23 protein-coding genes are annotated in these 21,718 nt (G+C 38.8%); 12 read left to right on the forward strand and 11 right to left on the reverse strand.

What is annotated here, in order from left to right; translation table 11 throughout:
- Positions 1 to 172 precede the first annotated feature (172 nt).
- Complete coding sequence (locus B2O97_RS22090; protein ID WP_046675074.1) at positions 173 to 532, forward strand: response regulator; 360 nt, start codon at positions 173 to 175, stop codon at positions 530 to 532.
- Positions 533 to 838: 306 nt separating this feature from the next.
- Positions 839 to 1,351 carry a GNAT family N-acetyltransferase gene (locus B2O97_RS22095; RefSeq protein WP_286768141.1) on the forward strand — a complete coding sequence of 171 codons (513 nt, stop codon included), beginning with the start codon at positions 839 to 841 and terminating at the stop codon, positions 1,349 to 1,351.
- Between the two features lie 105 nt (positions 1,352 to 1,456).
- Here B2O97_RS22095 and B2O97_RS22100 read toward each other — a convergent pair whose 3' ends face one another.
- The 3 genes from B2O97_RS22100 to B2O97_RS22110 form a co-directional block, all read right to left on the reverse strand.
- Positions 1,457 to 3,289, reverse strand: coding sequence for a cytochrome-c peroxidase (locus tag B2O97_RS22100; RefSeq protein WP_286768142.1), 1,833 nt, complete (start codon positions 3,287 to 3,289; stop codon positions 1,457 to 1,459).
- Positions 3,290 to 3,323: 34 nt separating this feature from the next.
- Complete coding sequence (gene acpA / locus B2O97_RS22105; protein ID WP_204990992.1) at positions 3,324 to 4,670, reverse strand: acid phosphatase; 1,347 nt, start codon at positions 4,668 to 4,670, stop codon at positions 3,324 to 3,326.
- Positions 4,671 to 4,828: 158 nt separating this feature from the next.
- The gene (locus B2O97_RS22110) at positions 4,829 to 5,212 is read right to left on the reverse strand and encodes a winged helix-turn-helix transcriptional regulator (protein WP_046675072.1); all 384 of its coding nucleotides are present in this window, start codon (positions 5,210 to 5,212) and stop codon (positions 4,829 to 4,831) included.
- A 311-nt stretch (positions 5,213 to 5,523) separates the two neighbouring features.
- Here B2O97_RS22110 and B2O97_RS22115 point away from each other — a divergent pair, with 311 nt between their 5' ends.
- Positions 5,524 to 6,207: a YceI family protein gene (locus B2O97_RS22115; protein WP_070566941.1), complete on the forward strand. Its 684-nt coding sequence runs from the start codon at positions 5,524 to 5,526 to the stop codon at positions 6,205 to 6,207.
- 134 nt (positions 6,208 to 6,341) lie between these two features.
- Here B2O97_RS22115 and B2O97_RS22120 read toward each other — a convergent pair whose 3' ends face one another.
- A complete protein-coding gene (locus B2O97_RS22120) occupies positions 6,342 to 8,069 on the reverse strand; it encodes a tetratricopeptide repeat protein (RefSeq protein WP_204990991.1) in 1,728 nt (575 codons plus the stop codon).
- 277 nt (positions 8,070 to 8,346) lie between these two features.
- Between B2O97_RS22120 and B2O97_RS22125 the strand changes: the two genes are divergently transcribed.
- A complete protein-coding gene (locus tag B2O97_RS22125) occupies positions 8,347 to 8,553 on the forward strand; it encodes a hypothetical protein (protein ID WP_286768143.1) in 207 nt (68 codons plus the stop codon).
- A 2-nt stretch (positions 8,554 to 8,555) separates the two neighbouring features.
- On the forward strand, positions 8,556 to 8,837 hold the full coding sequence (locus B2O97_RS22130) for a GNAT family N-acetyltransferase (RefSeq protein ID WP_286768144.1): 282 nt from the start codon (positions 8,556 to 8,558) through the stop codon (positions 8,835 to 8,837).
- Between the two features lie 15 nt (positions 8,838 to 8,852).
- Here the strand turns inward: B2O97_RS22130 and B2O97_RS22135 are convergent, their stop codons facing one another.
- On the reverse strand, positions 8,853 to 10,382 hold the full coding sequence (locus tag B2O97_RS22135) for a DUF2931 family protein (RefSeq protein WP_286768145.1): 1,530 nt from the start codon (positions 10,380 to 10,382) through the stop codon (positions 8,853 to 8,855).
- 366 nt (positions 10,383 to 10,748) lie between these two features.
- On the opposite strand from B2O97_RS22135, the gene B2O97_RS22140 reads away from it, so the two are divergent.
- From B2O97_RS22140 to B2O97_RS22155, 4 genes are all read left to right on the forward strand, one after another.
- The gene (locus tag B2O97_RS22140; protein WP_204990989.1) at positions 10,749 to 11,324 is read left to right on the forward strand and encodes a GNAT family N-acetyltransferase; all 576 of its coding nucleotides are present in this window, start codon (positions 10,749 to 10,751) and stop codon (positions 11,322 to 11,324) included.
- A 172-nt stretch (positions 11,325 to 11,496) separates the two neighbouring features.
- Entirely contained in the window at positions 11,497 to 11,976 is a 480-nt protein-coding gene (locus tag B2O97_RS22145) for a hypothetical protein (RefSeq protein ID WP_046675066.1), read from the forward strand.
- An 85-nt stretch (positions 11,977 to 12,061) separates the two neighbouring features.
- Complete coding sequence (locus B2O97_RS22150; RefSeq protein ID WP_201638854.1) at positions 12,062 to 13,225, forward strand: PepSY-associated TM helix domain-containing protein; 1,164 nt, start codon at positions 12,062 to 12,064, stop codon at positions 13,223 to 13,225.
- Positions 13,226 to 13,318: 93 nt separating this feature from the next.
- The gene (locus tag B2O97_RS22155; protein WP_046675064.1) at positions 13,319 to 13,651 is read left to right on the forward strand and encodes a winged helix-turn-helix transcriptional regulator; all 333 of its coding nucleotides are present in this window, start codon (positions 13,319 to 13,321) and stop codon (positions 13,649 to 13,651) included.
- A 2-nt stretch (positions 13,652 to 13,653) separates the two neighbouring features.
- Here the strand turns inward: B2O97_RS22155 and B2O97_RS22160 are convergent, their stop codons facing one another.
- Positions 13,654 to 14,112 carry a VOC family protein gene (locus B2O97_RS22160; protein ID WP_201638853.1) on the reverse strand — a complete coding sequence of 153 codons (459 nt, stop codon included), beginning with the start codon at positions 14,110 to 14,112 and terminating at the stop codon, positions 13,654 to 13,656.
- Positions 14,113 to 14,494: 382 nt separating this feature from the next.
- Here B2O97_RS22160 and B2O97_RS22165 point away from each other — a divergent pair, with 382 nt between their 5' ends.
- Complete coding sequence (locus tag B2O97_RS22165; RefSeq protein WP_046675061.1) at positions 14,495 to 15,118, forward strand: HPP family protein; 624 nt, start codon at positions 14,495 to 14,497, stop codon at positions 15,116 to 15,118.
- Between the two features lie 81 nt (positions 15,119 to 15,199).
- Here the strand turns inward: B2O97_RS22165 and B2O97_RS22170 are convergent, their stop codons facing one another.
- From B2O97_RS22170 to B2O97_RS22190, 5 genes are all read right to left on the reverse strand, one after another.
- Entirely contained in the window at positions 15,200 to 15,463 is a 264-nt protein-coding gene (locus B2O97_RS22170) for a hypothetical protein (protein WP_112375837.1), read from the reverse strand.
- Between the two features lie 255 nt (positions 15,464 to 15,718).
- Positions 15,719 to 16,126 carry a VOC family protein gene (locus B2O97_RS22175; RefSeq protein ID WP_046675059.1) on the reverse strand — a complete coding sequence of 136 codons (408 nt, stop codon included), beginning with the start codon at positions 16,124 to 16,126 and terminating at the stop codon, positions 15,719 to 15,721.
- A 128-nt stretch (positions 16,127 to 16,254) separates the two neighbouring features.
- Positions 16,255 to 16,776, reverse strand: a complete 522-nt coding sequence (locus B2O97_RS22180) for a hypothetical protein (RefSeq protein WP_286753346.1) — start codon at positions 16,774 to 16,776, stop codon at positions 16,255 to 16,257.
- Between the two features lie 71 nt (positions 16,777 to 16,847).
- Positions 16,848 to 17,330 (reverse strand): Pr6Pr family membrane protein, encoded by a 483-nt coding sequence (locus B2O97_RS22185; RefSeq protein WP_286768146.1) that lies wholly within the window; start codon positions 17,328 to 17,330, stop codon positions 16,848 to 16,850.
- Between the two features lie 502 nt (positions 17,331 to 17,832).
- Positions 17,833 to 18,777, reverse strand: coding sequence for a S24 family peptidase (locus B2O97_RS22190; protein ID WP_286768148.1), 945 nt, complete (start codon positions 18,775 to 18,777; stop codon positions 17,833 to 17,835).
- A 289-nt stretch (positions 18,778 to 19,066) separates the two neighbouring features.
- Here B2O97_RS22190 and B2O97_RS22195 point away from each other — a divergent pair, with 289 nt between their 5' ends.
- Together B2O97_RS22195 and B2O97_RS22200 are read left to right on the forward strand one after the other, a co-directional pair.
- Entirely contained in the window at positions 19,067 to 19,561 is a 495-nt protein-coding gene (locus B2O97_RS22195) for a hypothetical protein (protein ID WP_286768149.1), read from the forward strand.
- Between the two features lie 122 nt (positions 19,562 to 19,683).
- Positions 19,684 to 21,717, forward strand: coding sequence for a hypothetical protein (locus tag B2O97_RS22200; protein ID WP_286768150.1), 2,034 nt, complete (start codon positions 19,684 to 19,686; stop codon positions 21,715 to 21,717).
- The last annotated feature ends 1 nt before the right edge of the window (position 21,718 follow it).

Here is a 21,718-nt window from a genome sequence, read left to right on the forward strand (position 1 = left end):
AAGATAATACTATTTTTGAAAGTTCAAAATTAGACTAACCCAGCAAATTAACTCCCTTTTTCATCTTTATATATCGAAAATACGGGTTTATACTTATTAGAATCGGTATTTTAACCTTATTCTCGCAATAGCTTTTTATTTAATTTAGCTCCACCTTTTTTAAAGCTGCAACATGTCAAACAAAACAATACTTATGTTGGACGATGATAAACATGTCCTTGAAATATGTACTATAATCCTCGAAACAAATGGCTATAATATGGCGGTCTCTGAAACGTCTCATGATATTATCGAAAAAGTAGAAGAGGTACATCCTGATTTAATTTTGATGGACAACTGGATACCCAAAATAGGCGGTGTAGAAGCCACACGATTGCTCAAAAATCATCCCTTATATTGCAATATCCCTGTCATCTATCTATCCGCTAATACCGATATCGAAACACTAGCTCAGCAAGCCGGAGCAGACAGCTATCTCGCCAAGCCCTTTGATTTAGAAGACTTAGAAAATAGAATAGCCGAACTACTGTAGTTCCTAATCTTATAATTCAGCATCTTTACATATTTTAGCACCATTACGGAAATGCTACTCCTGAAACTTATATTTTGATGTCCTAATTGCGCATAAGGCCACATTGAAACGAATAGGATCATGTGTTGCTTTAATACAATTGCGGCTTGCTCAATTGCAGGCATATATAGTCGTAGTTGTCGCGCCATAATCATCGGGAATCAGCAATTGAGAAGGAATGCTATACCACATTTGAAGTATAAATAATAATACATACTTTCGCGTTATAGTATTAGAAATAATCATTAAGACAGCATTAATTACGTTATGTCAGAGCCCGTTTTAGCATTTCAATCAGGTTCATTCCATATCCGTCAGCTTGCAGAGAACGAATCTCCACTTTACAAAGCGATGCGTATCGAGTCAATTCAAACCGAACCTACACTTTTTAGACGGAGCACTCCTCCTGAAATAGAACTATCTGACTTGGATTGGGCAGAACGCATAAGATACCCACGCATTGTTTTTGGTCTTTTCGAAAATGAAAAAATGATTGGGATAACCAGCATGCTGCTGTTGAATAAAGAAGAGGCCTACTTTGGTCAGTCCTTCATACAGCCGCTGTACAGAAAATTAGGTCTATCGAGTCTTTTGTATAAAATAAGAATGGCGTGGGCCACCGAGAATCAATTAAGAAAACTGACGATAAGCCATCGTGAAATAAATATGATTTCGAAAGCCGCTATCCAAAAAGCCGGTTTTCATTATAGTCATAAAGAACTTGTGCAATGGCTCGACGGAACAACTGGCTACTCCATTTATTATAGTTTATTCCTATAGTCAGTAAGGCTAACTAACTTGACTGTTGATCAATCCCGGCAAACCAAGATAGGGTAAAAATAACAGCTTTTCCATCTTGAATGCGTATATTGAATCGTAGTCATTTTATTGGCTTTCGAGACTTTCCATAAACGCAATAATATCTTTCATTTCCTTTTCACTCAGATGCAAATTTTCATCTGACAATGTCTGATTGGATAATTTGATCCCCAGTCCTGCCCCACCCCCATTATTATAAAATTCCATGACCTCATCCAACGTCCGATAGATCCCATTGTGCATATAGGGAGCAGTTTTCTTTACATTCCGGACAGAAGGTATTTTAAAAGCATATTTATAAGAATCAACACCAATGATATCATAGTAGCCTAAATCCGAATCCAGCACAGAATCTTTCATGGATTTTGGAACTCCTAGGACTTCGACTTCGCTCTGAATAAATTTGGGCGGTGTAACACCGTTGAATAAAGGCAGGAAATGACAGGTCGCACATTTTCCCTTGCCCATAAATAAATTAAACCCATTCACTTCCGATTTGGACAATGCGTTCTTATCCCCACGCATATAATCATCAAATCGGCTATTGATTTTGGTCAGGCCACGAATGTAAGAAGCAAGTGCATTGCTTACCTGCTCTGCTGAGATTGGGCCATCCACTGTATTGAATGCTTTATTAAATAATGACCGATAGATTTTATCCGAAGAAACATATTGAACGATATCAGTTACCGAGCCGTCCATTTCCTGCTTATTACCAATGACATCGTGTATCTGATCTTCCAGCGTCAACGAACGCATATCATAGAAGTAGTTGGACTGTAAGGCCGCATTGAGCAAAGTAGGCGTATTACGTTTGAGCAAACGTCCCGAACCATGAATGTCCACTTGCAAGTTCAACCCATCTGTAAATGCAAGGTCAGGATGATGGCATGAAGCGCAACTTCTCGTATGTGTTCCTGACAAAGCAACATCATAAAATAATTTTTCTCCCAGTACGGCCTTTTCATTGCTGAAGTGAAATTTTGGTCCCGGGCTAAAGGCATCTACATTAAATGCATTCAGATCAAACATCGTATTGACGTCTTGCCGAAGCATTCGATTGTATCTGATTTTAGGGCCAGGCAGATTACGTTCCAACTGTGCTATCTCTGTACTGATGTTGTTGGCAAATTGGGTAATGAATTGCGCTCTATCAAACGATTCAAATTCCGCGTGTTGTTGCAAATATTTGATCGCCCCTTTAAGCATCAATCTTAGCGTTTCTTTTCTACCTTCATATTGCAAAAGAATTTGTTGTAGGCTGCCTAACGCCATAGAAGACTCGATCATACTATTTCGAGAAAGTGCATTATCAAATCCGGTAATCCCCAAAGATATAATCCGAAATACTTCAAGTTTCGAAGCATCCAAAATGCGCCAATCCTCCAATTGATGATCTTCAAAATAGGAAATCAAATAATCCGTATTGGTTATCAAATGTTCGATTTCACGAATTAGCTTTTGCCTATTGCTATTATCGTAAGTGGGATAGATAAGCTCTTCAATCACCTGCAATCCAATAGGCTCCACCCCTCTAGCCAAAGAGGGATCCAACAAATCCGCATTTTCAACTTCCTCCACCGGAGGTCCATTTAACCTTCTGGATAGATCTGCAGTAAAATACTCCGAAGCCCATTCAAACTTTTTAAAAAGTAGCCTTGTCGTCAAAAAGGCTCTTCTGAGACGTAGCGTATCCACCGTACCTTTCTGTACTTCGGCCTGCAGGGTATCCTTGATATATGTCTTAAAAGAAAGCATCTGATCCAGTAATTCTTTCTGAATCAGATGCTCACGGGCATTACCCTCTTTTTGTTTAGTATAAACAGGCTGCCCTGTAGTAAATCCGAGGGTAAATACTATTGCAACCAATAAGATACAAACGACAACCTTTTTACACATAGTTCAATTTCCTATCTCTCGATATAAAAACCGACTATTTGAAAACGAGCGCATTTCTAAAGGGATTTGCTTTTTTATCCCTTTCAGCAAGAGGCTCTATTCCCCAGCGTTTTTCTATAAATGAAAGGATGCTCACTGTCTCATACGGCGTATGATCCACTACACCACGCTTAGCAAATGGTCCAATGACAATTGCCGGGATTCGGCTACCAGGTCCCCAGCGGTCAACGACGGGTGGGTTAACATGGTCAAAAAAGCCACCAAATTCATCGTAGGTCAAAATCACCAACGCATCTTTTGCATTCGGTCCCTCCAATACAGCATTGATCAAATTAACAGCAAGTTGTTCTGATGAATAGACTGCCGAACTTCCAGGATGCTCATCATTGCCCCCACCTGGTTTAACAAAAGATACACTAGGAAGCGTTCCTTCTTTTGCGGCCTTGATAAAATCGTTTTGATCCTTCATGTGTTGTCGTCCTTCCTTACCATCCTCATAATTAGCAAAATATAAAAAAGGCTCATGATTGTAGGCAAAATTATTTTTACGTTCGGCCACAGCGTCATCCCAGCCTTCTGAATACCAAGCCCAACTTACATTTTTCGCTGTCAAGCGATCGCCAATGGTCGGCATAGTCTGAGAAGGTAATAATTTGGAAGTATCAGATTTCGCGGGATAAGGTTTGTTGCGAGAAAGCACATGATTGATTGCATAACCATCTGGCGTAACTACACCATCTTTAATCATCTTTCCATTTGCATCGAGTTTAGCAACCAATGAGCTTGGTGCATCAGGCCAAACAGGAATAGCCGCAGAAATCATATAAATATGATTTAAATAGGATCCGCCGAATACACTCTGAAAGAAATTATCACATAATGTATAGGCTTTGGCAAACGGATACAAAGGTAGCTTCTCTGTATTGTAATAGCCCATCGCTAAACCTTTGGAATCATTATAGAGTGCAAATTTATCCATCTTTCCACCATTGATCTGCAATTGATTATGATAAAACCGATGTGTAACATCGGGCGTCGCCTTATCCGAAGGTACATATTGGTCTATATTAAAAAATTGATTGGGTAGATTGGTTGGAAAGGAATTGTTACGTGGAATTTCGGGGAGGTATTGGTAGGCTTCACCATTCTCGTCTACCTGTAAAAAATCACCCTTTCTGACATTATCTATGCCATTGGCTCCCTTGAATTCGCCATAAAGATTGTCAAAACTATGGTTTTCCATATAAATAACAACCACATGGTTAATTTTTTTGATACCTTCATCAAAGGGAATCTCTTGGTGTCGGGCGTTTTTGGTAACTCCGCAACTGCTGATACTCAAAACTCCAAGAGACAAATAAAGTAAGTGTTGTAACCGCATCCTGTCTTCTTTTTAGTAGGTTAGACTGTAATTTCTAGAACAAACTTACAATTATTATCGTTTTCATAACCTATAATCAAAGGGATTTGCTACCAACGTATCAGGTTCTTTACAGGCATCCTCCCTCTTATCACTAAAAGTAAAGGCGTGTTTACATACTAGGTCGTAGCTTCCAGTTCCCCATTCTTGGTATAAAGCTTACTTCGGTAAGTTATACCCCATTTCGTAATCTCATCGATGATTGGGCCCAAAGTTTTTCCGCATTCGGTCAATTCATACTCCACCGTCAGAGGTTTGGTATTTAATACTGTTCTTCTGATCAGCTGGTTCATTTCTAAATCCTGCAGTTCTTTAGACAACATCTTCGCACCTATCCCCTCAACTTCGCGCAGCAGTTCCATAAAACGTAATTTCTCAACCAACAATAAGGTACCAATAATATGAAATTTCCATTTTCCGGCCAAAATCTCCATGGTATCGTTAATGGCCAACACACGTGTTTTGCATGCACCTGACGACGTTAAAGTTGCTTCCTTTTTCATTACATTATTTTTTTATTCATGTACGCTCTACCCTCACAGACTTCCTTATCCCCTATACGATCAACGATAAATGAACACACAAGCACAGCTTGGCGCCACTGACAAGATTTCTTTATTCTTACAAAAATACGCATTTATAAAGTTACAGACCACTATCTTTTTGGAAAGTAGTTTCTTTAAGGAAACTGATACCAAAAATAAACTATCTATCATCTACCTTTGTATCGACAACATCAGCAGCTGCAGATTGGCACAGTTGATGCGGCAAAATATAAAGTGTAAATAACATATAAAAAATAAAACGATTAAAAATGAAAAAGCAATTAATCTCGGGTTTAGCCCTTATCCTGTTGTTAGCTTCTTGTCAAAATACAAATGGCGACAAAGCAACAACAACAACTGCTCAGGAAGTAACTGAACAAAAAGGACAGACTTACACTGTTGAAGCAGATAAAAGCTCATTAAAATGGACTGGTTACCATAAAGGCGGTTTAAACCCAAGATATGGTGTTTTGAAAAGCGAAGGAACACTTTCAGCTGAAAATAACGCAGTTACTGGTGGTACTTTCACTATCGATGTCAATTCTATTCTGACAGATACAGCTTCTGTAGATCCTGCGACATCCGGTGGCAAAAAATCATCAGATCTGGATGCACATTTAAAAAGTGCTGATTTCTTTGACGTAGCAAAATATCCAACTGCAAAATTCGAAATCACCAAAGTTGGCCCATTTGATGCAGCGCAAGGAAAAAGTGTTGTTGCTGATGCGACAAATACAGTTAGTGGTAACTTAACCATCAAAGATAAAACGGTGAATGTAACTTTCCCTGCAAAAATTACTTTCAATGGTGATGAAGTAACATTCTATTCTAAATTTACGATCCAAAGACAAGATTGGGGTCTTACATACGGTACAGAAGGTAACCCTCAAGATTGGATGATCGCACAAAACGTTGACATTGAACTTAATGTCACTGCAAAAAATGCGAAATAGATTTCGATAGCGCTTCGTCGCTCTTAGCAAATAGATTAATCGGGTAAACTCTACTTGATTAATCTATTTGATTTAAATAACCTCCAAATACGAGATCACCTTTATTCAAGACATGGATCAAATGTGAATCTCCCTTACTTTTCGGTTTGCTCTAATTTTTTCTTCAACCGTTGTTTTGCCTTACGAACGGCTTCCACCGAAACACACAGCAATTCACTCATACTCGCATTACTTAAATCCAATTTGAGCAGCGCTAATATCTTAAGATCATTCTCGGTAACCTTTGGATAAGTTTGCCGCATTTGTGTCAGATAAGCGGGATACACTTTGTTAAAAACATGTTTGAATTTTTGCCACCGCTCATCTGTCATAATGTGTTGCTGCAAAAGCGCATTCAAATTATCCGTAACCTGCGTGATGTACGCCGGATCAGATTCGGAAATCGTCGCCACCTCCTGCCTAAGTTGCTGGATAACGACATCATTCTGCCGAATGGTGGCTGTAAATTCAGTCAAAGAGTTTCGTAAAATCATTAGCTCCTGATCTAGCAATTGTTTTTCATAGGCAAGCGCAAGTTGGTCTTTTTCTAGTAAAGTATTCCGCATCTTAATTTTAATTTTCGACTTATTGACCAACAATACAATTATGGCAAAAATCAAGAGAAGAACAATGCCTATAAACTGATACATGCGTTTTGTCCGAATCCGTTTTTCTTCAGTAGCCTGTATAGTCCGATTGTATTTTTCAGACTCCCTTTGCCACAGCATTTTCTGTATCTCTTTATCATTCATCCTTTTTTCCAACGAATCTTTCAACATCAGATACAAATGCAATTGCTTAAGCTCCTCCCCTCCACGTCCTAACCCCCGCATGATGTTAGACTTGGATTTTGCTAATTCTACTTTATATTTTAAAAAATAGGGCTTATCTTCCATCAAACTTTCACAGGTCATCACATATTGCTCAGCCAATTTCCATTCTTTCAATTCGATATACCAATTGGCTAAATTGAGATTTGCACGCATCGCATCTTTCCGCTCATTATAACGCATAGAAAGCTCAATATTTTTCTTAACTAACCCAATAGCTTTTTCCTTTTCACCTTTTCGCCATGCATGATCTGCTAAATTACCCGAAATGATACCAATCCAAACCGAATCTTTCGCCAATTTAGCTTCATCCATTGCGCGATTCAAATAGGTAAAAGCTTGGTGATCGAGCGAGTCCTTTGCTAGATATACAGCAATGGAATTGATCAGATCGACACGTTCCCGTGCAGCCGGCGTGGTAAAAGGTAGCGCTTCCTCTAAATAAGCAACAGCATTTGCCTGTTCACCAATGTAGCTGTAGAAACTCGCCATAAATTGGTAATGCTTGACTACCATGGGGATTTTTTTGATAGTAACTTTAGATTTTAAATCATTCGCTCGTAAAAAGAACGGAAATGCTTCCTTTACCCGTCTATAGATAAAGTTGTAATATCCTTCACGGGCACAACCCAACATTTCTAATTCAGGATCCGGATGTACACGGAGCAACTGCTCAGCCAAACGATAATAGCGCTCAGATGATGAATTTATGCGATCAAACGCAATTGAGAAACCGTCAGCCATACGCATATAATAAGCCCATTTTAAAGCAACACTTCTTTTTTTGTCTGCCAATTCCAAAAACGGCGCCAAGGCATTTTTCAATTTTATCGTATCACCATCAAACCTAATAGGCAACTGAAGAGCAGCCTCCAGTTGGACAACAGGGTTTTTAATTGCAGCTATTTCCACTACAGATTGCCCACATACATGATTAAAGTTGCTTGACAATACCAAAGAAACGAATACAAAAAAATAAAATATGGTCTTCATGCTTGAAAAAGGTCAATTTCAACGCTCTGTCTGCCTATTGGCATAACCGATAAATTAATTTCAACAATTCTGTGAAATTAATACGCAAAATCCTCCGAGAAAATGGTTAATACTGACTTATTGTTCGTAAATCGGATCGCCGACTTGCGGTTATAAATATAATATTTATAACTTTAACATAATTACACGTTTTCATTAAATTTCGCCTTCTTTTGATACCACTGCAACCCATTAGGTTTGGCATATCAGGCCTTTTATCTAACACTTTTTCCAAAAGATGACCAAAATTCAAACAAAAACAATGGGATTGACTCTCCGAAAAGGAGTATTGCAAGATCTGCAAGAAATGTTAATCCTATTTTCTGAAACTATTGCGACTGTATGCGCAGATAATTATAATAACGAGCAAATTGCAGCATGGGTATTGTCCGTCAATAATCATGGCCGTTGGCATCGGCTAATCGAAGATCAGTATTTTATTTAGCTATGCTAAATCAGAAAATGGTTGGGTTCGCTTCCCTCAATCATGGAAACTATGTCGATGTCATGTATGTCCATAAAGATTTTCAACGCCAAGGGATTGCTCAAAAACTTTATACTACATTGGAAGATGAAGCAAGAAGACAAGAAAGAACTTTCGTGACTGCTGACATAAGTAAAACCGCGAAACCCTTTTTTGAGGCAAATGGATTTAAAGTTATCGCTGAGCAGATACAAATAAGAACTGAAGTCGAAATACCAAATTATAACATGAAAAAAGATCTTTAGATTCACTTCCAAATTTTAGAAATGCTCCCCATAGTCGATTACTTCAGTTTTCAAAAGCAGCTTACTTTCACTATCGGTTCTTAATGTCGCTGTTGCTATTTTAGTCTTTGTGTCAACACTGAACTCCAGCATAGCCCCAACGTCCTTTTTGTCATTAAAAAATGAAGCGAAATTCTTAAATGTCTCAGTTTCATCAAACAAAAACCGCGCAGCACATCGGTTATTATGTTGATCATACCATTTGATGTACACATCTTTGGGAATACCTCGAGATGCCATGTCCATATCCCGAAGACGCTCATCAAAGACAAATCGTTCGGAATTATAAAACTCAAAGTCCGCATCAAATGCTTTTATGTCAGAAGACAATACAAATTTAGGCTGTACAGGATAACGTTGCCGTAATTTATCCCAGTAGCCATAGGGAATAGATTTATTTGCAATGGCTTGTTGAACATCCGAAGGAATAATCGATGTATCGGACAATACTTGATCGCGCCATTCCTGATTAAAGACATTACCGTACGCTCCATTATCTTTGGATGTATCCGTAGCATGGATCACTACTTTTTCGGCTTGATAACGACCGATTTCGACCTGACGACGTCCTGTCCCACTGGCCCATACTACAAGTACACCGCCAGGAGCAAAACCCAAAATAATCTTATTATAATGTTCATCATTAGTTTTGATCGCTCCTTTTTCTTGGTATGGTGTACTGAACAACCTCCGCAATTTACTATAATCAATCGGACCGTTCATGCGATAAAAAACATCTTCAGCAAAGGAATACCAAGTAACGTCTAATGCCTTAGGCAATGACATCACCTGCTCATATGTACCGCCTCCAGCTTGTCCCCACACGGCGTTATAGTTTACGATATTGCCTTCACTAAATGTAAATTCATAATCTTCATCTTTCGGAAAGATAAAACGGCCACTATATAACTGGACGGGATAAGCTGCTGGATTACTCATCGCACAGAACCATTTATAGCGCCCTTCTCTGATATTATCTTCTTGTGTTAGGCGTTCTTCCCTGAGGTCATTAAACTCACGTATTGTCGTTGAGAACGCGAATATAATCGGTAGTAAAATAAGATATCCAAGCAAAGTCGGAACCAAATATTTCCAGGATTTTATTGCCCATGTGATAATCACGCTACTAAAGAATGTCAGGAAAATACTGAGTGTTAAAATCAAGGGAAACATTTCCTTAATCACTCCCCCTAGATCTGCATAAAGCCGATGCTCGTATTCATCACCCAAGGTTGATAAAAAAAGAAGTACCGGAAGCAATAAAGAAAATAAGCAATAAAAAAGAAAACCGTAGCCAAGTTCAAAAGCGAATTTTGGTTTCTCTAAGACCTTTAACTTCTTCCGAAAGAAATTAAAATGGAAATAAACCAAAGCGATAACAATAAAATAAGGCGAACAGCAAAATGCGCCATAAACCATATTTAGATCTGCATTCTGTACAAGTAAGGTCGCAATTAGGCTGATGATAGCAACCAAAAAAGCAGAAACTGTCGCTCTTAAAATCATTGTAATTTGTTTTTAATCCAAAAAAAGCTGCCGAAAGCCGTATAACTGACAACAACACGATTCAAAAATAACAAGAAATGTCTTATGAATATAAGCCGATCAATATTCAAATACATTGATCAACTATTCGATCCAACGTGGACAATATATTTTTTTCACAAGAAGTATTTAATTAACTTTTATCGGATTTCGCAAGGATCCATATCCTGAGCCATTTCATAACACAGTCAATAAAGGTCCAGCTTTATCCCCTCTTCAGCGAGATATCGCTCGTTATAGTAAAATGTCTTTGAAAAAAAATCCGATCAAAAGCCCTTTAACGAAAACCATTTAAGTTTACTAACTTCGTTTTTATTCTTCAAAAAAATGGATATACATCATAAAATTAGAAGTGCCGAGGAAAGTGACGCACATCATGTCCCTGAAATTATGCTCCAGGCAATGGAAGACATTATATTTAGCTTTATCAAAAAAGAAGATCGAAACGAAGCGGTAAATTTCTTAACGCAGCTTTTCAAGCAAAAAGGTAATCTCTATAGTTATGAGCATACTTTTGTCGCAACTGACGACAATGGACATATTTTGGGCTCATTAACCGGCTACGATGGTGATCGGTTTATTGAATTAAGACAGCCTATTTTGGATCATATGAAGGAACTGTACAATAATAATTTGATTCCAGAAGCCGAAACAATTGGCGACGAATTTTATATCGATTCAATTGCGGTTGCTCCCATGGCACGGGGCAAAGGCATCGGAACAGAACTTTTAAATTATGCGATTACACATGCTAAGCAAAACGGTTTTAAGAAAGTTGGCCTGCTCGTCGACCTAGAGAATCCCAATGCACAAAAACTCTATGAAAGGATTGGTTTCAAACTCGGCAAAAAAACTCCTTTAGTAGGGGGCGAATATTATCACATGTATATTCAACTTGATTAGATACGGTTTTTATCTAATTTATCGCCATTTCAGGCCTTATCCCGCTAATCAGTATCTTTTGAGAAGAAGTCCAAGCAGCTCTGGCAGACAACACCAATTAGATCAGACATAACCACTAATCAATTGGCAAGGATTTTGTATTCTAGAAAATAACTATGAAAATTTGGGAATAATGAAAAAGCTAATTTCAATTGCGGTGGGCTGCCTAAGCCTAGTTCTGGCGACGCCAGCTTTAACACAAGCACAACACAGAGGACATGGTGACCATGGCTGGCATGGCAACAAGGACCGTGAAAAATACATTCGAAAACGGGAAAAAGAGTACGACAAATATGTGCGCGAACGCGATAAGCAAGATCGCAAATACTGGAAACATGCATACGAACATGATCATGGGCGTCCAAGATGGGCTAGCGCACATCACTACGACATGAGACATCATGTGTACTTTAGCGATTACAAAACATTCTATGATCCTTATCGGGGCGGATATGTCTATATGACCAATGGCCGATGGAACTTTTCTGTGAATGTCCCTTCTTTTCTAGTGAATGTCAACTTAGGAAATGCTGCGATTCGTGTGGTCAAAGATGTACCTCTTGACAGAAGACCAGAAGAGTATTACGACGATAATGAGGATTGGGACGATTAACGGTACGATTAAACTTTACGTTTATTTAGAATAATTACTGATAATACTATATTTTTGCGCTGTTCATCCGATTGACAGCGCATCTATGACACATAAAAGAGCTAAACAAAAAAGCCTAAAAAATATACTTAGAAAATTGCATCTTTATTTGGGCTTATTATTTGGTATAATCTTTTTTACTGTTTGCGTGACAGGGATGTTATTGAGCTTTGAAAAAGAGCTTACCCCACTTTTATGGCCGAAAGAACAGCAGGTAACTGTACAAAGCAATCGTCTTTCCCTTGCACATATTTCCCAAAAAGCCGAAGCTATCTTTCCGGACAAGAAGTTGTTTCGCATCGAAATTCCAGCAGATCCTTCCCGTAGTTTCCGTATTCAGTATGGACAAAAAAAGACCGGATACTGGTATGCATATATAAATCCTTATACAGGAGCACTATTATCCAAAGGTCGGCAGAGTGACCGTTTTTTTCAAAAGACTTTGGATATCCATCGTTTTCTTCTCGTCGAAAAAATCGGAAGTACCCTAACTGGAATCTCAGCTCTAACGGCTTTCTTTCTTGCCCTAAGTGGTATTTACCTTTGGTGGCCAAAAAATAAATCCATGCTCAAACAACGTGTAACGATAAAAATGGCAGCCTCTCTCAGAAGAAAAATCTGGGATTTTCACGCAGTGGGCGGTTTTTACGCATCTTTGTTTTTAATTATTTTTACCTTGACGGGATTGACCTGGAGTTTCGATTGGTACAATAAACAATTCTATAAAGTATTGGGTTCAACGCAAAAATCAACAAAAGAGAAGATCAGCAACATCAACAATCAGGCTTTTTCAGATTACCTCGTGCTGGATACGATCTATCAGCAGCTAAACAGCCTATATCCCAGCTCTGGAAATATAATTATCACGTTTCCTGAAAAGAAGGACTTAGCTTTTGCACTAACTAAGGAAAATTTTTCAAATGCAACTTTACAGATCAACCAGGCTTTCTTTGACAGCAAATCCGGACAACTACTTAAAAATAACCCTTTAGAAAAATTACCTTTGGCGCAACAGGCTCAACGTATGATGAAATCTATTCATATGGGGTCGATATTTGGATTACCTTCTAAGATTATTGTATTCTTAGCCGTTACACTAGCCGCTTCTCTCCCCATCACAGGGATATGGATATGGTTGAACAAAAGAAGAAAGAAGAAACCGTCAAAAAGCCAAAAGAAGAAAGCAATTCAACTTCAAACCATAGCATAGCGTATTATCCTTATTTTTAAACTTATTCAAATGAATTCTTATATCAGACACACGACTAGATAATAATAGAAGAAATGATCGATATTAGCTGCTATGAAAGACCGCAAAGAAAATTCGACGAATGCAATCAATGAAAAAGCATTACAACAGTTCTGTAACGCCTCCAAGACGCTGGCATTATTCAGTGGCCGATGGAAGCTTTCGATTCTATTCAAACTCCTGGAGCAGGATACGAACTACTCGGAATTCAAAATTCTCCTGCCCCAAGTCAGCGATCGTACACTTGCAAAACAATTGAAAGAATTACAGCTGGACGGACTCATTCAAAAAGACCGAAGTAAAACAGCATCAATCTATTCGCTGACCGATAAAAGTCGTAAACTAAAACCCCTATTGGCGGCGCTTTCTGGGTTTAACAACGACTAACCTTAACTAAAATCAACACGCTCCAAAAACTCAATCACTTCCCCATTCGGACTGTAAACGAGGCTATTTCGCACAAAAACATCTTTTTTACCTTGGCTGAGTATGAGTTGAAATACTCCATCACTCAAATCTTGAGCACCATGGGCGATAGCCTGTATTCGGGCATCTTCGGCGTCTTCTACCGTAAAACACAGATGAAGTAGCGCATTCTCGACATATTCCTCCCCTTCTATACGCCTTCTTCCCTGCGTTGGAATAGCAGCATTCTTATCACAAATTTCCAAATAATAGCCAATAGAGGCATTAAAAAGCATAGCACAACGTTCTAAATTAAACTCGGGTAATGACCATTCATGCACAATAATAAAACCGAGATTTTCATAAAATCCAATTGTCTTATCAAAATCCTGAGCCTTAATCGACAGGTGGTGAAAACCCACAATATTATCTTTCAATTCCATAAAGTATATTTTTTGAACAAAACTAATTTGTTTTTCTGGTGACTGGAACAACTTACAAAATTGTAAGTTGCGCTGGTGGCCATAAAAGATTATACGTTAAAACTAGCAGTATTAGAGGGAGATTTTAAATTATAGCAGATAGATTTTATTATTTTAATGTACTTTTGCCCATTAAATTTCTCGATCTGAAGAAGGAATAAAAGCTTTGTAACGACCATGAGTCTATAAATATGAGGTATTCATTAGACATCATTTCGATGGACTTTACTGTCCAAAGTATCGTGACATCCAACATAAGAAATCGGATGTTATAAATTCTTCAAAAATCGAGATAGAATGCGCAAAGTTTAAAGCCCTTAGTCTATATATATTTGCAAATAAAATGAAACAGCATCTTCACCGACAATTACGGATCTATAGATATGTAATCTATAGAGAGACGTTAGTCGATCCTTGGGAACATTTTTGGTCATTTATTGGCGCCTTTGTAGGAATATTTATTATCGCTTATATCCAATCTCTTCATTTACCTTCGCTGGAAAATATCTTTTTGATAGGCTCCTTCGGAGCTTCCTCGGTTTTGGTTTATGGTGCCATACAAAGTCCACTTGCCCAACCCCGCAACTTAATTGGTGGGCATGTTGTTTCTGCAATCGCCGGTGTTACCGTTGCACAGCTCCTTCCCGATATTATCTGGCTGACCGCTCCCTTCGCCGTGGCCTTGTCCATTGTTTGTATGCAGCATACACGCACACTACACCCTCCTGGTGGAGCAACAGCACTCATTGCCGTCAGCAGCGGAACAAAAATTTCATCGATGGGATATTGGTATGTATTAAGTCCAGTACTATCGGGTTGCATAATTTTATTCCTGGTGGCTCTGATCTTTAACAATATCACGAAAAAGAGACATTATCCTGTAAAAAAATCACGTTTGCGCCGCTCAAGAAGACAGCATTTAAAAACCCGTTTTGAAACAAGCAGGAGTCCATCGAGTCTTGATTAAAAATCTTTATGATCTATTGAATAACACGATCTAAAACTAATAAAGGATAGCGTTTTGGGTAGACGCCCAAACGCTATCCTTTTATGATCGCTTCTTCCCGTCATCTAAAACAGTTATTATAGCCCGATAAATTCCATACAGAAGGAATAGTAAACTTGTAATTGTAAGCCCCAAATACTCCACCACCCAAGCAATAAGTATGGCGACCAAATGGATTTTACCATTCTCCGGTTTAAATGCGGCACCTGAATAAACGTAATAAGCGATGGAACCAAATAAAAGAATCCATATTATCGCATAAACATAATGAAGCGGATTTTTGCTGAGCTTTCTATTTTTAAACATATGTCAAGTTTTATGATCTAATGCTGATCCGCTTATCTAACACGAACGAGCATTTCGTCAAATGTAGGGTGCACATCCGTTTTTGACAAGCCATAACTATAATTCGCTTACCATGATTTAATATTCGTACTTCCTATAAAAAATCGCCCGCGGCAATGGTCGGCATACACTTGCTTCGCTACGTTAAAATCAAAAGAAAAAGTCCCTTACATTACTGCAGGGACCTTGCTTTCACCGATTATTCCGTTGTGATTTTTATGCGGTTGGAAATTTGCTCATATCCATGTAAAATATCTCCCAGGTATGCCCATCAAAATCTTCAATACTTCGCTGTTGCATAAAACCATAGTCTTTCATTGGCGTGGGTTCTATACCGCCAGCTTTCAGTCCTTTATCAACAATTTCGTTCACACGATCCAGACCAGAGACAGCAAGTGAAAATAGTCCTGCGATCTGTTTTTTTGTATCTGCAAGCGGTTTTTCCGTAAATGTTTTAAACTTATCCGGAGATAAAAGCATAACAAAAATATGCTCACTCCAAACCATACATTTACCTTGCTCATCCGAAAACTGAGGATTGTTCGTAAAGCCCAATTGTGTATAAAAATCCATTGACTTATTCACATCTGCTACTGCGAGATTTATAAATATCTGTTTCATCATTTAAAGTTTAATTGCTACTGATCTAACAAAGATGAAAATTTCCATCCAAAAAAAACTTGGCCTATGCGAAGATTTTTATTCAGCATCAATGAACTGGTGGAATAGCTAAATCTTGTTTGGAAAACTCCTTACTTGGAGAGCTCATTCAATTCGGCCTGCGAAAACACATGCTCGCCTTTTAGATAACCATTCGCTTCTTTCAGATAGGTATATATTACATCTCGGCCCTTTGGATTGGGCAATTTATGTAAATTTTTGACCAAGAAATCTTTATCACGCAATCTATCTTTACCATAGCTTAAAAAAGATGGTGCATGCGTCTGCACGCTCCAACGTATAAAACGTAAATCGATATTGTCAGGGTATTTCATGATCATTTCTTCGAGGAGCTTTTTTCCTTTCTTGAATTGCCCCAATTTTGTAAACGGGTTGCCCATATGTTTTGCCCATAATATCTCATAAGCCGCGAGATAACCCTTTTCTGTGGCGGAATTGGCAGCTTTTTCCAATAGTTTCAGATTCGTTTCACAGAGCTTTTTGTTTTGAACAGCAGTCGCGTACTCGGCTCTCATTTTATCAACATCCACTTGACCAAAACAACAAATCCCACATAATACCAAAGAGACACAGATAAAAAATCGTATAACCATTTTCAATTCAATTAAAGTAAAAAATAAACGCTGTTTTGTGATATAACAATATCGAAGAGCTTTGAGTTTTCTTATTTTTTAATCCGTTGAGAACGCTGTTTGTTTTGCCACCTTCCCAATACAATGAGCAATACACCAATGACGATGAAAACCAACGTTACTCCAAAGCTGTTCAAAATAACCCTGTCCATCCCCAATTCGGAAACATTGACAAAAGGATAGGGATAAAATCCAGAAAACGAACCATGCCACAACGTATAAAAAAGATAGACTAATGGGAAGATCAACCAATAAAAAATATGACTCCACCGGATTGTTCCCTTGTCCAAAAAACGCCACCAAAAAAGGAAAAAACTCGAAGGAGCGAGTACATGCAATAATTCGTCAACCACCATTGATAAACCCTGCGGATGCGACAGAAAGCGAAGTATGGTATTATAGATAATTCCGACAATAAGAATATATAATGTTACGGCAGTAATTGTTTCAGGTCTAGTATAGGGCATAAATCGAAAAGTAACAAAATAGAAAACGGCAAAAACGGCTAAAATCATTGTTAATGATACAAAAAACGGTGTTTTTCCTAAAAAACACCAGCCAAAGGCTGAATAAACGAAAGGTAAAATACTTCCCTTAATTACCCTTTAAATACCCTTTAATTTCCCAATATATAAACAGGGCTGGATATTAACGCCCTGGAATGTAGTGATGAGTAGCTAAAATGCCTTAAATACCTCAAAAAGCCTGTTTTCTAAACAATATTGGCCAGTGATCCAAAACGATTTCTGGCCTTTTTTATTGGCTTATGTCTGCTTTATGAAATTGATCAAAAATCTTTGCGGGGACAGTTGGGGGGACAGTTGGGGGGAACTCACCCCGTTTCAAATGTGCGGTATTACACCCCTTTAAGTGCTCAAAATATGCGCTAAAGGCGTACTTTTTGCATTATTGGCCCCCTTTAATGCCTTCCAATATATTTTATTTTCGATATATAACAAGCTGTTTATCAGTATTATTAAGTGTGTTTTAAGGAGTAGGCAAAATAAAAGTTGTGTATTACTCCAATCTTATGACACCACATACCAAACCAATCGCATTGATATGTTTATCAAATTCCAGATCAAATGGCGGATAAGATTCATTGTCTGAAACACATTTGATATATCCTGGTGTCTCGCTTTTAAACACACGTTTCACCAGGCCGCCTTGCGTTGTGTCCAGGACATAGACTTTCCCCCATTGGAAGAATGTATCCATTGTAAGACGTCTGCAACCCAGGACATCGCCCGAATTGTATTTGGGTTGCATCGAATTTCCCTTGACCCGGATCAGGAACTCGACACCCAGTTCGGTGAATTCCGGGATAATGTACCTTTCCATGTCATAGGTCATTACCTGGGTGGCTACGCCGGAACCAAAACCAGCCATTGCATCAACCGGTATCAGAGGTATTGAACGGTTTTCATTGATTGGTTGGCCGTGGCCGGTATATAACCAAGTTTTGTCAATTTCTGGGAAATACTCTGCGATATCGTCTAGCAATTTTGATGGTGCAGGCTTCATACCTGTTATTATTTGCATAAAGTCAATTCGGTCAAAGCCTATTGCATCAGCTATATCCTGCGGATCCATCTTTAAAAGTCGCGCTATTTCATCTATACGCAGTCCTACGCGCTCCAATGACTCTTTAGAATGCTTTGGGCTGTCATGTTCCGATTTTTCATTCTCAACTATCCAATTTTTCGGCTCTAAAGAGTGATTATCTTGCATAGTTGTCCGTAATTTTTGGCCTCGACCAGTCAACACCCATTCGATACTTACATCAGGGTATTTGGTTGAAATTTCGGCTATAACTTCCGCTGAAGGAGCCGATTTTTTCGAAACACCTCGATAATTGGAATATTTTTGATTCAAATTCTCAATAAATTTTTCCTTGCTAATTCCTTTTATATCAGCTATTTGAAGTATCCTATCTTTGATTGATGTTGAAATTTCGTCCATTTTATTGTTTATGTTGAAATTTTGTCTATATATTTGTGTTATCGAAAACAAAACGCAAAACAGTTTTCAAAAACGCAACCAAAATGACAATGGACAAAAATAACAAAAAAAGGAACAGCTACAACCCCGTGGTCATAGATCACCTGGTTAAAAAGTATGGCTTTTCTAAGTCATATATCAGACAATGTATCGATGGAACCAAGAAGGGAATTTCTTGCGACACAATTAAGAAAGACTATTACGCACAAGTAGCAGCCGTCCAGTCTGTACTACAATAACAAGTTGAGCTATGTCTAATATGTATCAGAAAAAAAGCACCGGTAAGGGTGCTGATAATGGATTTCATAGGCATCCGAACTGGAAGCCTCAAAATGTAGCCACATTGGATTCGATCAATTCAGTCCCACGATTCCGGGAGATATCGGCATTTGATCTTGTGCGGCCGATAGTTTTTGAACCCGTCCGTCCTTATGGTGGTATTCAATGTAAACAGGAGAAATATGCTTTAAGTATTGATCTGGGAACGGGTATAGCTGTAGCCCCTCAGCTGTTTGACAAAAGCAGTCCACTCCACTTGATGAGAGATTCGAAAATGAGAATATATCTTCAAGTACCTTCACTAATCGTTTCTCAGTTATCCGAGTGTTCTCTGTCGAGCGAAAATAAATTATATCTGAATCAGATTCGGTTTCTGTTGGTAAATGATCGAATATTCTGGTGCTTTCATCAATCCAATATTCCAAAGCATGTAAATACGCTAAAGACCTTAAAATATGCTGAATAGGTATCCTTATTTCGTCTGCTTCGTCAGCCAGCATATAGGAGACTATAAAGTTTACCCTGAATGTCTTTGAAGTTTTCTTCATAACCAACGATTAGTTAATACACACAAAATTATAAATAAAAATGGCATATCTAATAGATAATACTGTGGTCGTGACCAAGGAAGAGCTTGTCCCATCCTGTTATCCTACTTACGACAGCCTAAAAAAAGCACTGAGCCGGTACAAGGATAAGAAGTTTGGCCCCAAACGCTTTATGAAAGGTGGGAACGGCAGATTTCTTTTGATTGATTATGATACTTTACCTAAAACCGCTCAGGAAAAGATTGAAGATCCTAGGAAAAACGGTCATCCTTTGGCACCGTTCTTTGAAATCGACAGCGATGCTGTTCGCTTTTACAGTATGTACCAGTTTCAGGACGGCACCTATCTGTCCGAAGAGCACCAGCAAAAATACACGGTTAATGCTTCGACATTAAAAGCTGTGTTGCGTCTGCGTGAAGCTCGTATTTCCGAGATCCTGCGCAAAAACGGAAAACCAAAGAATATCTTTCCAACCCTTCTGTCCGATGCGCATTCATACAAAAAATTTATGCTGATCAAGCACCACATGGAGCATACGCTCCCTGTTTCAGCAAGACATTTTAAAGATGCTTTAAACGCTTTTGAAAAACTGGTGGATGGCAAGTTAAATTATGCTTCGGTGATCAGCGGCAAGCATAAAAATAGCAATTCACGGAAGGTTTTCGACCATACACTGAAGCTGTTGAACGATATGTTTGCCGATAGGCAGAGGAAACCCACAGCCACCGAAGTACATAAGATGTACGAAGGCTTTCTGTCCGGCTATATCGAGGTGATCAATAACAGTACTGGGGAAGTCTACGATCCATCCGGTTATAAGGCATTAAGTTTCGCTACAGTCAACAATTACCTGAACGAATGGAAGAGCGCAGTCGGTACAATGCAGCGAAGATCATCGAACCGTGAACTGAAAATGGGCAAGTTCAAACCTTACTGGAGTTTTGATATGCCAAAATATTCGGGATCCATTATCTCCATTGATGACCGTCAGCCACCGTTTAAAACTTTGGAGGATGGCAAACGGGTGTGGTTCTATCTTGGTGTTGATATTGCGAGCAGGGCCATTATCTGTCAGGTATATGGCGAAACCAAAGAAGGAATAATCCTCGAATTCTATCGTCAATTGGTACGTAACTATCACAGTTGGGGCATCAATATCCCTGCTGAACTGGAATGTGAAATGTCCCTTAACAGTAGTTTTACTGAAACATTTCTGAAAGAGGGGGCCATGTTCCAGTATGTGAAAATGGAAGCAAATAACCCGCGTGGAAAATATATTGAACGTATCAATAAAGAACTTCGATACAGCAAGGAAAAGAAGCATGAAGGCTGGATCGCACGGCCTAAAGCGAATAAAGAGTCCAATCAACCCGGAATCGAAACGGAAAAGATTAAAAAACTGCCCTATAGCACCATCATTGAGCAATGTCTTTATGATATAGAGGAATGGAACAACGAAGGGCATCCAGAGGAGGAAAGCCTGAGCAGATGGGAATATTTCCAACTCAATCAGCACCCGGATGTACTACCGACCAATTATCTGGCATTCATGAAATTTATCGGAAAACGGACCGAGACCAGCTGTAACGTCGGAAATATTCAGTTGAACTACGGACTGTTCCTGATTGCTGACAATGGTAAAGTCGCCAAAGGCGAAACCCTGATCAGGTACATGAATTTGATCGAAGGCAAGGATCTGGAAGTCTATTGGTTGGATGATAACGAGGGTAAGGTATTTAAGGCTATCGCCTATGTAAACGGTGAATATGCCTGCGAGCTTGTTCAAAAGCCCCGTCCCAATAGAGCACGGATCGAACGCACGGATAAAGACAAGCTTGCGGATCAGGAACTGGCAGCGTATACGAACACTGTAGAAAGCTATGCAAAACGTGTGATGAGCTCTTTGGACTCATTGACGATTATCGACAACACGCCAAAACCTGAACGCAAATTCAAAATTGAGCAGCTGACAAGGCGAAAACCTGTCGATTTCGGGGATTTCAGCAATGAGGAACCTGAAGAAGAAATCATGGAATATGTATCAAACAGAAAATCACTTAAAGACAGAATATAAG

Origin of the sequence: Sphingobacterium sp. UBA865, assembly GCF_002295765.1 — a bacterium.
Taxonomy (GTDB): Bacteria; Bacteroidota; Bacteroidia; order Sphingobacteriales; family Sphingobacteriaceae; genus Sphingobacterium; species Sphingobacterium multivorum.

What these genes read in the sequence shown, in the direction of transcription:
- B2O97_RS22090 (WP_046675074.1), top strand. Translation starts at nt 173, where the DNA reads ATGTCAAACAAAACAATACTTATGTTGGACGATGATAAACATGTCCTT.
- B2O97_RS22095 (WP_286768141.1), top strand. Translation starts at nt 839, where the DNA reads ATGTCAGAGCCCGTTTTAGCATTTCAATCAGGTTCATTCCATATCCGT.
- B2O97_RS22100 (WP_286768142.1), bottom strand. Translation starts at nt 3,289, where the DNA reads ATGTGTAAAAAGGTTGTCGTTTGTATCTTATTGGTTGCAATAGTATTT.
- acpA (WP_204990992.1), bottom strand. Translation starts at nt 4,670, where the DNA reads ATGCGGTTACAACACTTACTTTATTTGTCTCTTGGAGTTTTGAGTATC.
- B2O97_RS22110 (WP_046675072.1), bottom strand. Translation starts at nt 5,212, where the DNA reads ATGAAAAAGGAAGCAACTTTAACGTCGTCAGGTGCATGCAAAACACGT.
- B2O97_RS22115 (WP_070566941.1), top strand. Translation starts at nt 5,524, where the DNA reads ATGAAAAAGCAATTAATCTCGGGTTTAGCCCTTATCCTGTTGTTAGCT.
- B2O97_RS22120 (WP_204990991.1), bottom strand. Translation starts at nt 8,069, where the DNA reads ATGAAGACCATATTTTATTTTTTTGTATTCGTTTCTTTGGTATTGTCA.
- B2O97_RS22125 (WP_286768143.1), top strand. Translation starts at nt 8,347, where the DNA reads ATGACCAAAATTCAAACAAAAACAATGGGATTGACTCTCCGAAAAGGA.
- B2O97_RS22130 (WP_286768144.1), top strand. Translation starts at nt 8,556, where the DNA reads ATGCTAAATCAGAAAATGGTTGGGTTCGCTTCCCTCAATCATGGAAAC.
- B2O97_RS22135 (WP_286768145.1), bottom strand. Translation starts at nt 10,382, where the DNA reads ATGATTTTAAGAGCGACAGTTTCTGCTTTTTTGGTTGCTATCATCAGC.
- B2O97_RS22140 (WP_204990989.1), top strand. Translation starts at nt 10,749, where the DNA reads ATGGATATACATCATAAAATTAGAAGTGCCGAGGAAAGTGACGCACAT.
- B2O97_RS22145 (WP_046675066.1), top strand. Translation starts at nt 11,497, where the DNA reads ATGAAAAAGCTAATTTCAATTGCGGTGGGCTGCCTAAGCCTAGTTCTG.
- B2O97_RS22150 (WP_201638854.1), top strand. Translation starts at nt 12,062, where the DNA reads ATGACACATAAAAGAGCTAAACAAAAAAGCCTAAAAAATATACTTAGA.
- B2O97_RS22155 (WP_046675064.1), top strand. Translation starts at nt 13,319, where the DNA reads ATGAAAGACCGCAAAGAAAATTCGACGAATGCAATCAATGAAAAAGCA.
- B2O97_RS22160 (WP_201638853.1), bottom strand. Translation starts at nt 14,112, where the DNA reads ATGGAATTGAAAGATAATATTGTGGGTTTTCACCACCTGTCGATTAAG.
- B2O97_RS22165 (WP_046675061.1), top strand. Translation starts at nt 14,495, where the DNA reads ATGAAACAGCATCTTCACCGACAATTACGGATCTATAGATATGTAATC.
- B2O97_RS22170 (WP_112375837.1), bottom strand. Translation starts at nt 15,463, where the DNA reads ATGTTTAAAAATAGAAAGCTCAGCAAAAATCCGCTTCATTATGTTTAT.
- B2O97_RS22175 (WP_046675059.1), bottom strand. Translation starts at nt 16,126, where the DNA reads ATGATGAAACAGATATTTATAAATCTCGCAGTAGCAGATGTGAATAAG.
- B2O97_RS22180 (WP_286753346.1), bottom strand. Translation starts at nt 16,776, where the DNA reads ATGGTTATACGATTTTTTATCTGTGTCTCTTTGGTATTATGTGGGATT.
- B2O97_RS22185 (WP_286768146.1), bottom strand. Translation starts at nt 17,330, where the DNA reads ATGATTTTAGCCGTTTTTGCCGTTTTCTATTTTGTTACTTTTCGATTT.
- B2O97_RS22190 (WP_286768148.1), bottom strand. Translation starts at nt 18,777, where the DNA reads ATGGACGAAATTTCAACATCAATCAAAGATAGGATACTTCAAATAGCT.
- B2O97_RS22195 (WP_286768149.1), top strand. Translation starts at nt 19,067, where the DNA reads ATGTCTAATATGTATCAGAAAAAAAGCACCGGTAAGGGTGCTGATAAT.
- B2O97_RS22200 (WP_286768150.1), top strand. Translation starts at nt 19,684, where the DNA reads ATGGCATATCTAATAGATAATACTGTGGTCGTGACCAAGGAAGAGCTT.